Annotated in this window: 12 protein-coding genes and 1 pseudogene; 5 read left to right on the top strand and 8 right to left on the bottom strand. The window is 38.5% G+C overall.

All coding sequences use genetic code 11. The annotated features are described in order from the left end of the window. Window positions 1-96: 96 nt before the first annotated feature. On the bottom strand, window positions 97-405 hold the full coding sequence (locus EZY12_24030; protein QSX70813.1) for a hypothetical protein: 309 nt from the start codon (window positions 403-405) through the stop codon (window positions 97-99). Window positions 406-668: 263 nt separating this feature from the next. Beyond that, on the bottom strand, window positions 669-1,385 hold the full coding sequence (locus EZY12_24035; protein QSX67696.1) for a heme oxygenase (biliverdin-producing): 717 nt from the start codon (window positions 1,383-1,385) through the stop codon (window positions 669-671). A gap of 213 nt (window positions 1,386-1,598) precedes the next feature. Here EZY12_24035 and EZY12_24040 point away from each other — a divergent pair, with 213 nt between their 5' ends. Both EZY12_24040 and EZY12_24045 read left to right on the top strand, forming a co-directional pair. After that, a complete protein-coding gene (locus EZY12_24040; GenBank protein ID QSX67697.1) occupies window positions 1,599-3,047 on the top strand; it encodes a phosphoglucosamine mutase in 1,449 nt (482 codons plus the stop codon). A gap of 156 nt (window positions 3,048-3,203) precedes the next feature. Next, entirely contained in the window at window positions 3,204-3,842 is a 639-nt protein-coding gene (locus tag EZY12_24045) for a peroxiredoxin (GenBank protein ID QSX67698.1), read from the top strand. Between the two features lie 126 nt (window positions 3,843-3,968). Here the strand turns inward: EZY12_24045 and tnpA are convergent. Then, window positions 3,969-4,238, bottom strand: a pseudogene (tnpA, locus tag EZY12_24050) (IS200/IS605 family transposase). Between tnpA and EZY12_24055 the strand changes: the two are divergent. Next, window positions 4,207-4,803: a transposase gene (locus EZY12_24055; protein ID QSX70814.1), complete on the top strand. Its 597-nt coding sequence runs from the start codon at window positions 4,207-4,209 to the stop codon at window positions 4,801-4,803. The pseudogene tnpA and the gene EZY12_24055 sit on opposite strands and share 32 nt — an antisense overlap. A 116-nt stretch (window positions 4,804-4,919) precedes the next feature. Here EZY12_24055 and EZY12_24060 read toward each other — a convergent pair whose 3' ends face one another. The 3 genes from EZY12_24060 to psaK all read right to left on the bottom strand — a co-directional run bounded on the left by EZY12_24060 (window position 4,920) and on the right by psaK (window position 7,247). After that, the gene (locus EZY12_24060) at window positions 4,920-5,414 is read right to left on the bottom strand and encodes an ureidoglycolate lyase (GenBank protein ID QSX67699.1); all 495 of its coding nucleotides are present in this window, start codon (window positions 5,412-5,414) and stop codon (window positions 4,920-4,922) included. Between the two features lie 23 nt (window positions 5,415-5,437). Then, on the bottom strand, window positions 5,438-6,781 hold the full coding sequence (locus EZY12_24065; GenBank protein QSX67700.1) for a protein kinase: 1,344 nt from the start codon (window positions 6,779-6,781) through the stop codon (window positions 5,438-5,440). Window positions 6,782-6,986: 205 nt separating this feature from the next. Beyond that, on the bottom strand, window positions 6,987-7,247 hold the full coding sequence (psaK, locus tag EZY12_24070; GenBank protein ID QSX67701.1) for a photosystem I reaction center subunit PsaK: 261 nt from the start codon (window positions 7,245-7,247) through the stop codon (window positions 6,987-6,989). A gap of 226 nt (window positions 7,248-7,473) precedes the next feature. On the opposite strand from psaK, the gene EZY12_24075 reads away from it, so the two are divergent. After that, the gene (locus tag EZY12_24075) at window positions 7,474-7,908 is read left to right on the top strand and encodes a SufE family protein (GenBank protein ID QSX67702.1); all 435 of its coding nucleotides are present in this window, start codon (window positions 7,474-7,476) and stop codon (window positions 7,906-7,908) included. Window positions 7,909-8,203: 295 nt separating this feature from the next. Here the strand turns inward: EZY12_24075 and EZY12_24080 are convergent, their stop codons facing one another. Together EZY12_24080 and EZY12_24085 are read right to left on the bottom strand one after the other, a co-directional pair. Then, entirely contained in the window at window positions 8,204-8,524 is a 321-nt protein-coding gene (locus EZY12_24080; protein ID QSX67703.1) for a DUF2973 domain-containing protein, read from the bottom strand. A gap of 243 nt (window positions 8,525-8,767) precedes the next feature. Further along, window positions 8,768-9,082: a DUF2605 domain-containing protein gene (locus EZY12_24085; GenBank protein ID QSX67704.1), complete on the bottom strand. Its 315-nt coding sequence runs from the start codon at window positions 9,080-9,082 to the stop codon at window positions 8,768-8,770. Between the two features lie 406 nt (window positions 9,083-9,488). On the opposite strand from EZY12_24085, the gene EZY12_24090 reads away from it, so the two are divergent. Further along, the gene (locus tag EZY12_24090; GenBank protein QSX67705.1) at window positions 9,489-11,309 is read left to right on the top strand and encodes a threonine--tRNA ligase; all 1,821 of its coding nucleotides are present in this window, start codon (window positions 9,489-9,491) and stop codon (window positions 11,307-11,309) included. Window positions 11,310-11,519 lie beyond the last annotated feature (210 nt).

Here is an 11,519-nt window from a genome sequence, read left to right on the forward strand (position 1 = left end):
TCCCTTGCCTAAAGGACAGTTAAGTTTTTCCGCCACGCTCCAAAACTTAACTTCAAGGGTTTTCAGCCTAGTCTCTTATAAGATTTTAGCTCTAGATTATCCTGTAATAAAATCTATATGTGCAGCTACAAGCATTTGTGCTTGTCTTAAAATGTTGCCAAATAAATAAGTAGGAATTTGCCAAGCTACTACTGTCCTTTCTTTAATAACATCCTGGATGCTAATTGATATTAATTCATACTCTGACGGCTCTCCTTCAACTGCACCAGACCAAGTAAAAGCTAATAAGAAATCATCATGTCCTGGTAAAGATGCAACCAAGCACTCTTCTGGGACTGCGTGGCAATTAATCCCGTGTTCATTTACAAGCGCTACTAATTTCTGAAAATTATTTGAATTCATTATTTATATATTGCATTGCATTAACAGCAGCTACTATCAAATTTCTAGGTGACGTGAGTAAAAATTTCCGTGTCTGTTTAAAGTTGGAAGTTTTTACTCCAGTTCATCCAAAAATATGATTACTAATATTACTCGGCATTAGCAATAATGGCTACAGTTATGAATAAAAATTTAGGGGTAATCTCCCTCTGGTTGTTTTCATTAACAAAAAAACAATCACAGGGCTGTTACCCCTATATATTCTGAGAAAAGTTAATATTTCTCAACTACTCAGCAGTTACCAATTCAGTGCTGCCTTTGGCACGTTTCCGGGTTAAGGTGTTGTAAACCATGATACCAATGGCTTTAATTAAGTTACCTTCTAATTCTTGGAACATTTTCATGTTGATTGTAAAAGCAGCATTTGCTTCTTCTGTAATGCGATCGCCTGTAGTATCATCAATGGGCATAGCATCTAAATTTTGCCGATACTGGGCTTTAAATGCCTTTTCATCGGTAATATCTGCAAACTCATAAAAGGCAGTCCCTTCACCTTCTCCCAGTTTCATCGCAGTTTGAGCAATACCTTTAAGGATTTGTCCCCCAGATAAGTCACCTAAATAACGGGTATAAGAATGAGCAATTAATAATTCTGGTTCGGTAGCGGAAATTTCCCGAATCCGCTTTACATAAGCCGCACCCGCAGCAGATAATTTGATTTCCTCCCGCCAGTTATAACCAAAGTAGTAATGAAGATCCTGCTCTAAGGTATGCTTACGGTTAAGTTCAGGAAAATAGATTTTACTCAAAATTGGGTGATGCTTGTGTTTCTCCATTTCCTCTTCCATAGCTGAGTAAATGAAGTAAAAGTTAGCAACCAACTTGCGGTAAGAGTTTTTTTCCACAACCCCTTTTAAAAAACACTTGACAAAACCTACGTTTTCTGCCATAGTGTGTGCTTTCTTTGTACCTATACGTAATTTGCTGGCTAAATTGCTGCTCATATTAAAAATTATCAACTGTAAAAAAATTAACTGTTGGCGTTTTTTGGAGATAATGGTGAAAAAACCCCATTAAAACCTTAGACTAAAACTATTTGATGAGAATTTATATTAAAAATCATTAAGCAATCAGTCTATTTGGCGTTTCATTAACGTCAACAATAATGGCGGAAGGTGCTATTCTCCTGTGTGATTGTGTGTGGAGTTTCTAAATTTATGGTTTCATCAATGGCTCGGACTCAAGGCTATGTTTCAGAATTGGTGACAAGTGTGGAAAATAGTTGGATGTTAAATTCTATCGCACTACCCACCAATGCTTTATTCGGTACAGATGGGATTCGCAGTAAGGTGGGGGAGTTGCTCAATGCACCTTTGGCTTTACAAGTGGGTTTTTGGGCAGGGATTGTTTTGCGTAGTCATGCTCCTCATTCAGGACCAATTATTCTGGGACAAGACTCCAGAAACTCCAGTGATATGTTAGCTATGGCTTTAAGTGCTGGGTTAACTGCTGCTGGTGTGGAAGTCTGGTATTTGGGATTATGTCCTACTCCTTGCGTAGCCTATCTGGCTAGTATTACTAATGCCATTGGTGGAATCATGATTTCCGCCAGCCACAATCCCCCAGAAGACAACGGAATTAAAATCTTTGATGGCGATGGTGGTAAGTTACCCAAAGCTCTCCAAGGCGAAATTGAGGCAGGATTACGAGGTCAATTATCCCCAGATTTGCGGACGAATAATTGCGGTAGACATTATGCCCGGACAGAGTTAATTAAAACCTATAGCCAATCTATTACAACACCGTTAGCATCTGGACTCAATCTCCAGGGGATGAAGATTGTTTTGGATTTGGCTTGGGGTGCGGCTGTGGGTTTAGCTCCAGCAGTATTTACGGAAATGGGTGCTGAGGTTATTTGTTTACATAATGAGGCAGATGGCGATCGCATTAATGTTAATTGCGGTTCTACACATTTGGATATTCTCCAAGCCGCTGTCAAGGAACATCAAGCCGACATGGGTTTTGCTTTTGATGGTGATGCAGATCGGGTTTTAGCTGTGGATAATACGGGCAGATCAGTTAATGGTGATTACATTCTTTACCTGTGGGGTCGCCATTTACAACAAAGGCAACAATTACCAGATAATCTGATAGTTTCCACTGTTATGGCGAATTTAGGCTTTGAAAAGGCTTGGCAACAATTAGGTGGTAAACTAATTCGTACCGCGGTGGGTGATCAATATGTGCAAGCCGAAATGCGGAAAACTGGGGGGATGTTGGGAGGAGAACAATCAGGACATATCCTTTGTAGTCATTATGCCATGACTGGAGATGGTTTATTAACAGCTTTACACATTGCGGCTGTGGTAAAGGAGGCTAATCTGTCTCTGGGAGAAATGGTAGATCAAAGTTTCCAAACCTATCCGCAAATATTAAAAAATGTGCGCGTCTTAGATCGGGAACGACGCTTAGGATGGGAAAGTTGTCAACCTCTCCAACAAGCGATCGCAAAAGCTGAAGTCGCAATGGGTGATCATGGTAGAATCCTGGTGCGAGCTTCGGGAACAGAACCGGTAATTAGAGTTATGGTAGAAGCAGCAAATGCTGAAATTGTCCACCATTGGACAAATGAATTAGTCTCACAAGTTGAACAACACCTGGCGTGACGTACTCCACACACTCCTAAGAGTGAGACGTGGGACTTCTGCTGTTTGTGTTAAAATTTTGTTGCCAACCGCGACAGTCCGATAGGATAATCGGTCTTTTGTGTCATACTGTCACAGTAGAATATAGATGTCTTTTTAGAATACAGGGAATCTTACATGACTCTTCGTCTTGGTGATACAGTACCTAACTTTACTCAAGCCTCCACCCATGGGGAAATTGATTTTTACGCCTGGGCTGGTGATAGCTGGGTGGTACTATTTTCTCATCCTGCTGACTTTACACCAGTTTGCACGACCGAACTCGGCACAGTTGCCAAACTCAAACCAGAATTTGACAAACGCAATGTGAAAGCGATCGCATTGAGTGTTGATGATGTAGACTCTCATAATGGTTGGGTAGGTGATATTGAAGAAACCCAAAGCACCACTCTCAATTACCCAATTTTGGCAGATCCAGATCGTAAGGTTTCTGAACTTTATGACATGATTCACCCCAACGCAGCGGCTACTGTTACCGTGCGTTCAGTTTTCGTAATTGACAACAATAAAAAACTCCGTCTAACCTTTACCTATCCTCCCAGCACTGGACGCAATTTTGATGAAATTTTGCGCGTCATTGATTCTCTGCAATTAACTGATAATTACAGTGTTGCTACTCCCGCAGACTGGAAAGATGGTGAAGATGTGGTGATTGTGCCATCTTTGAAAGATCCTGAAGTCCTCAAAGCTAAGTTTCCTAAAGGTTATGCAGAAATTAAACCTTATTTGCGGATGACTCCTCAACCTAACAAGTAAGTTTTCAATGTCGGGTGGGTTATGCTGTTGTTAACCCACCAGGGGATTGCGGGAAGGCTGGGAGCCGCGTCTCTTTAGAGCGCGGGGGAAAGCCTACCCGTGCGGTTTTAACCGCTTCCAATATTCTCAACCATGATGCGGGTCATTAATATATCTTTCTATAGTATCAGCAGCAACGTTTCCAGCAGTTGAAAAGAAATAGCTACTAGTCCAAAGTGACGGTAGCTTTTTTAATTCTGGGAACTCTTTTCTTAGATAATTAGATGAGCGTCCTTTAAATGCTTTAACTACCTGAAATATTGCATCAGTTGGATGAATCTCTACAAATAAATGAATATGATCTGGCGCAACTTCTAACGCACGAATATTCCAATCTTTTTCAATAGCTAATAATGATCATCAATGGAAAGCAGCCAATAAAGTTGTTAACACCGCTGAGGCAATTGTCCAAGAGGATTTAAATGTCACGGCTATGAAGTCCCGTTGCAAACCCAAAAGGCAGCAAGGACGATTTATGGCTAATGGTCAGGCTGCAAAACGTGGGTTAAATCGCTCTATTTCTGATGCTAGTTGGGGTGAATTATTTTCTAAAATCGCTTGGTTAGCATTGAAGTCTGGTAAACCAGTATTATCCGTTAATCAATCATTTACTTCTCAAGAATGTTCAGCTTGTCATCATATTAGTCAAGCTAATAGAAATGGCGAAAAGTTTATTTGTGAAAACTGCGGTCATATTGACCATGCTGATACTCAAGCCTCTCGGACAATTTTACAAAGAGCTAATTTAAAATTCGTCAGTATAAGACGTAAAAACCTATCGGGGGACTCTCGAAAAGTTACGCTTGTCAGAGATGATTCTGCCAGTAATGGCAAACAGGATCAGGGCAAGAACCGTACATCTAAGGTAATACCTGAAAAGCGGATATTATTCGAGCAGTTGTCTTTACAATTGTTTGATTAAGAATCCCCGCGTCTTTAGACCGGGGAGTGTCAACATTACTTGTATTATTGGTGTGGTGATTGAAAGTAGGAATTTTTTTCACGCAGAGGCACAGAGAGTAAGAGTTTGACGGCTATTTAAATCATCTCAAAGGATAAATTATGACTTTTGAGAAAATCATGGCTGAAATGATCTACCACATTGGTATCACTCAATTCTAAATTGTAGAAATCTGCAAACTCATGATCAATATATGGTCCTGCGTGCCAAGTTCCTACCTCTAATTTAATAAAACAATTTCCCGGAATCCGAAAAGCTGCAATTTCTGATAACACAGGTTCATTCATATCATTATTAGGTGGACAAACTGCAATTAACCATTCTTTACCATCCAAAGAACCTAAACATTGAGTGCATTTACTATGACGAGTAATTTGATGAAATTTTCGGCCATTTTCCTGCAACCGCATAATATAAAAATGGGGAATACCATTTTTTAAATTTAACTGTGCATCTTCTTGATCGAAATTTTCTCCATCTTTACTTGCATATATCACTTGTCCATAAAGTTGAAAATTTGCTGGTGTAATTAATTGAGACTGCAATTTTTGAATTGTTGGTAATGCACTCATAACTTCTTTCCTCAATATTTTATTTACATACAATCTAACAACGCCTGTTTAAATTCTGCTGCTGTTTGAAAATAAATTTGCGGTTTTTCCTGCAAAGCTAAATCTATCACCTTTGCTAACTTTTGGGGAATACCTTGATGACGTTGAAGAATAGGAACAGGATTATTTTGCAAAACCGATAACCAAGGATCACCTGTAAAATCACGGGGAAAATATCCCGTCAACATATTATACAAACAAGCTGCCGTTGCCCATACATCAATTTCTGGTAATTCATCTTTGAAATTTAGCACCTGTTGACGGGGCATAAATGCAGGTGTTCCCATCTTTGTCCCTGTTAAAGTTTGTCCACTTAACCCAGCTAAATCAAACGCTTTAGATAAACCATAATCGCCTATTTTTACCACTATCTTATCGTTTATTTTACTAATAAAAATATTATTTGGTTTTAAATCTTGATGAACTAAACCCTGACCTTTAGTTATTATGCCATCAACTGATTTAATATCGGGAATTTCGACTTCATGGGCATATATTAAACCGTCGAGAACTTGCAAAGTTACATCTACGGCAATATCCACAGGTAAACGCCACCCGGATCTTTGCATTAAGTCCCAAACATTACCCCCTGAAAAATATTCCATTGTAAAAAAGAAAGTATTTTCCACAAAGCCATAATCTAACAATTGCACAATATGAGGATGTTGTAAAATCTTGATATTTTCTGTTTCTCTCAAAAACATTTCTATCCCCTGTTTTTGAGTCGCAACCGCAGGTAACATGATCTTAATAGCGATGGATCTCTTAGTTTGGGTATGCTTGGCTAAAAATACTTCTCCAAAGTCACCTTTACCTAATGACTTGATTAAATTATAGCCAGATATACTTTGAAGACTGACATTACCACTTTGAGCTAAATTTAGAAGCTTTTTAGTAATGTTTAAAAATTTTATTTTATCATTTTCTTCTTGAACAGGTAAATCTGGGATTTTGTTTAATTCTTCTTCTACTTGTACACCAATCTTAAAAAGAATATCACCCAATTTAATTTCATCACCATCTTGTAAATTATATTCGGGAAAGGTTAATTTTACAGCTTCCTTTGCTAGTTGTTGTTTTTGTCTTTGTCCAATATTTTTGCCGTTTACAAAAGTACCATTTAAACTTCCTAAATCTCGCACACGAATATCTGGAGGATTAATATCAAGTAAACAGTGGTAGCGGGAAATAGTCATATCAACCTTATCCGCTATTTGCAGGTTGCAATCATCGTTTCTGCCAACAATACAAGTGCTGCGAGATTCAAAAGTATATTGTTGTCCAGACAGTTTACCCTGTGTGATGGTAAGTGTAATTTTAGATGGCATTTTTAATAATTAATAATTTAACTTTTAACTAGTGCTTATGCAAAGTTAATTTATATAGCATAACAGATTCATGAATACTTGAGTTTTTACGGAAAATATTTTTTATTATATGCCTAAAAAGCTCTGCGTATGCTCTTGGGAGCTAAATAATAAAAAAGGGAGAAGAAAAATATATTCCTTTCCCTAATTTTTAATTCAGTAAAATTTAGATTTTACCAATACTGTGTAGTCCTAAAATAATCCCTGCTCCTAAAATATGCCCAAAGGAAGCAGTTGCTAGTACCGCAGGTAAACCAAAACCACCAAAAAATTGAGGTGCTGGTAATTCTGGTTTAGCGTTAGGTTGCTGGATAGTAAATTTACCTACAGCAATCGCAAAAATATTGGCAATAATCATAATTATGCCAATATTAGGACTCCATTCTAGAGATGTGGTAACTGTAGCTAGTAAGCTTGAAGTCAACATCTAATTTACTCCTGATATGCTTGGATGCTTGACAATATCATCTAAATATTAAGTAATAAAAATCTATATCATTGCTTACTTTGTAGCTAATTTTAACATTTGTTTTCACTTCACAATAGAAACAGTTGCTGTACTTAATAGAAATTTTTGATCTTTGTTGTCATGGGATGGTATCTGGAAAGCCTAGTAGTTGCTAAGATAAGAGTAATTATTTCCTGGATTGATCATGTCCTCAACTCTTGATTCCTTACCACCTGCACTAAATAAAATCGTCCACCGCTTTCAACGTGCTACAGAACCTAAACGACGCTATGAACAGTTAATATGGTATGCTCAAAGGTTACCAGAGTTCCCTGAAACTGCGAAACTTCCAGAAAATAAAGTTCCGGGTTGTGTTTCTCAGGTGTATGTTACGGCATCATTAGAAGATGATAAAGTCATGTTTCAGGGTGATTCTGATTCCCAATTAACTAAGGGATTGTTAGCATTATTAATAGAAGGATTAAATGGATCAACACCTACAGAAATAGTCCAACTTACTCCTGATTTTATTCAAGAAACTGGCTTAAATGTGAGTTTGACACCTTCCCGTGCTAATGGGTTTTACAATATTTTCAAAACAATGCAAAAAAAAGCTTTGGAATCTAAATTAGTAAATTAGGACTTGGGGAAAAAATAAAGTTTTTTTAAAGTTTTAGTTGAAGAAGGAGTCACCGAGTCAGTAGCCACCGAGTCAGAATCAATCAGTCGAGGATTCAGACCTGCGACTGATTAAAGACCACCAAATCGCAGATTTGGTGGGGGTGCAAAAACGCCGGTTATTCATCCGCCACTCGCACAGAATACCCAACTGAATTCTGACTCCTGAATTCTGTTTGATAAAGTTTAACTCGTTCCCATACAGAGTATGGGAACGAGATATTATCTATAGCGTTCCGTATCTGGGAATTGATAAATTATGCTCCTTCTGAGCGGTCAATTTTCTGACCAGGAGAAGATTCATAAAGAGCATCTAACTGTTCCCGCGCATCATCAAGATTAATTGAACGCATGACCAACAGTGGTTCTTTAATCATATTACCTGCACTATCTAACAATTCAGGATGGGGGACATACTGCTTTCTAGCTGCATAATAACCAAAGCCACCTTGTGATGATTGGTTAGTTGGATAAGTTCGTTCCCTATCGAAACTGAACATGATCAGATTCCGAATTAAATTACCAACAGCCATGAATGCCAAAACGGTGAAAGCTAAAATATAAAGTAGGTGTAGCATTAGATTTTCCTCCAGAACAGCAAAGGTTCAAATGTTATTTGGTAAAACTTAAAACTCCGCAAAGAAATAATTTACGGTAAAAGAAAATGTAAAATTCTTTACTTGTGCGCTTATGTTATATGATGCAATCCTTATATTCATATTAAGGTAACATGAGATACATTATTTTTTATGAAAAGAATGTTAAGAATTGTCTAGTATCTTTACAATTTTCACTTTATTTAGATTTCGTCAAGGGGGTGATTATTCCTTGGACTGACCTAAACGCATTCCCACACTCCAACATTCTGTAACTAATTGATGCCAAGGCATTACAGTTGCCATATCAATTCCCACTTCTTGATCAGTTGCGTTGAACAACATCTTTGCCGTGTTGAGTTCATGTTGTGCATCCTTAACTCGCTTTAGTAAGTTTAGTTGCTCTTGTTCACTCATGAATTGAATTCTCTCATTTTCCAGAATTTGACGATATCGCTCAAACCAATATTGAAAATCGTCTAACAGTGGTTCTAAGACTGATTTGAGTAAATCAGCATTTGATAGACTCGAGTCCCCCATATATGAGAAGCATATTTCCTAATTCTTTTTTTATATTAACATTCTTTACGACTCTTAACAATCAGTTCAGAATTGCTCACATCAAAAAAGCTTGTAACTTGGTATCTGAAGCACAATTATATAAATTTGGCAATAAGTTTGTAAAGCTCCTTGGGGGTAAATCTAGATACCTCTGAAGGAATAAATCAGTCAGGAGTCAGGAGCGTCCCGGAGGGATATAGGGACGAAGAACACGAAGGAAGAAGAAAGAAGGGAGGAAGGAGGACATATTGTTTTTTTGTTTCCTGTCCCATACTCGTAGTTGGGCTAAATTAGGAAAAACTATAGCCAGTGGACTATTATTTAGTTTGTAAAGATATTTTTTGTCAAGTTTATTTTTATCACTTCGTTAAAAGTTTAACAGCCGATGTCGCCAAATCAAGAAACCCAACCAGCCGAAAAAATCTATTTACCCCGTACCAGCGAATCAGAAACATTAAAAAAGATTCGTCACACAGCTTCGCATATCATGGCAATGGCAGTGCAAAAGCTGTTTCCTAAAGCGCAAGTTACAATTGGACCTTGGATTGAAAATGGGTTTTATTATGACTTTGATAGTCCAGAACCCTTTAGCGATAAGGATTTGAAAACCATTCAAAAAGAAATGGTGAAGATTATTAATCGCAAATTGCCATTAGTTCGGGAAGAAGTTAGTAGAGAAGAAGCACAAAGCCGCATTGAAGCTATTAAAGAACCCTATAAGCTGGAAATTCTCGGAGATATTAAAGAAGAACCCATCACAATTTACCATTTAGGAGATCTATGGTGGGATTTGTGCGCTGGTCCCCACCTCGAAAATACTAGCGAAATTAATCCCAAAGCTATAGAATTAGAAAGCGTCGCTGGTGCTTATTGGCGGGGCAATGAGAATAATGCCCAATTACAGCGCATTTATGCCACTGCTTGGGAAACTCCCGAACAACTTGCAGAGTATAAACGCCGGAAAGAAGAAGCCCTGCGCCGTGACCATCGTAAACTAGGGAAAGAACTAGGATTGTTTATCTTTTCTGATTTAGTCGGTCCTGGTTTACCTTTGTGGACTCCTAAAGGGACTTTACTCAAAACGATTTTAGAAGACTTCCTCAAAAAAGAACAATTAAAACGGGGTTATTTACCTGTATCTACTCCTCACATTGCCAGAGTTGATTTGTTTAAAACATCTGGACACTGGCAGAAATACAAGGAAGATATGTTTCCTTTAATGGCTGAAGATGAGGAAGCAAGAGCCATAGAACAGGGTTTTGTCCTCAAGCCAATGAACTGTCCTTTCCATATCCAAATATACAAGAGTGAATTACGCTCTTATCGGGAATTACCGATGCGTTTGGCAGAATTTGGCACAGTTTACCGTTATGAACAATCGGGAGAATTGGGTGGTTTAACCAGAGTGCGCGGTTTTACTGTTGATGATTCTCACTTGTTTGTGACTCCTGAACAGCTAGACAGTGAATTTCTCAATGTTGTAGATTTGATTTTGAGCGTTTTCAAAAGTCTGCAATTAAAGAATTTTAAAGCTAGACTCAGTTTCCGTGATCCTACCAGTGATAAGTATATTGGTTCCGATGAAGCTTGGGATAAAGCTGAGGGGGCGATTCGTCGCGCTGTGGAACAGTTGGGAATGGATTATTTTGAAGGGATTGGGGAAGCGGCTTTTTATGGACCAAAGCTTGATTTTATCTTCAGTGATGCTTTAGAACGGGAATGGCAATTGGGAACTGTCCAGGTAGATTATAATTTGCCGGAACGTTTTGATTTAGAATACGTGGCTGAAGATGGTTCGCGCAAACGTCCGGTAATGATTCACCGCGCCCCTTTTGGATCTTTAGAACGGTTAATTGGGATTTTAATTGAAGAGTATGCGGGTGATTTTCCGTTATGGTTAGCACCTGTGCAAATTAGGCTTTTACCTGTCGGTGATGTTCAGTTAGATTTTACCAAAGAGGTGGCAGCAAAGATGGTGGCGTTGGGTATTCGGGCGGAAGTTGATTTAAGTGGCGATCGCTTGGGTAAGTTGATTCGCAACGCCGAAAAGGATAAAATACCTGTAATGGCCGTGGTTGGTGCCAAGGAAGTGGAAGCCAATAGTTTGAGTATTCGTACCCGTGCTTCTGGGGAATTGGGAGTAATCACCGTAGATGAAGTTGCGGGTAAAATTACAGAAGCGATTACTAACTTTAGTAACTTCTAAAACAACTACGAGGGTAAAGCCAGCGCTTCATTGGTGTCAACTTAAGTAAGGGCGTATTGCAATACGCCCCTACTTATCCGTTGGCTTCCACACCTGTCAGGGAATTTATTCCCTGTCTAATAGCTCAAGTCCACGCTTAGTGGATTTGTGGAATTTTCCAATTGTTTAGTTATCAAAAGACAACTTTGGCTATTAGCAAGGAACTTGAGT

The organism is Dolichospermum sp. DET69, from assembly GCA_017355425.1.
In the GTDB taxonomy this organism is placed as follows: Bacteria; Cyanobacteriota; Cyanobacteriia; order Cyanobacteriales; family Nostocaceae; genus Dolichospermum.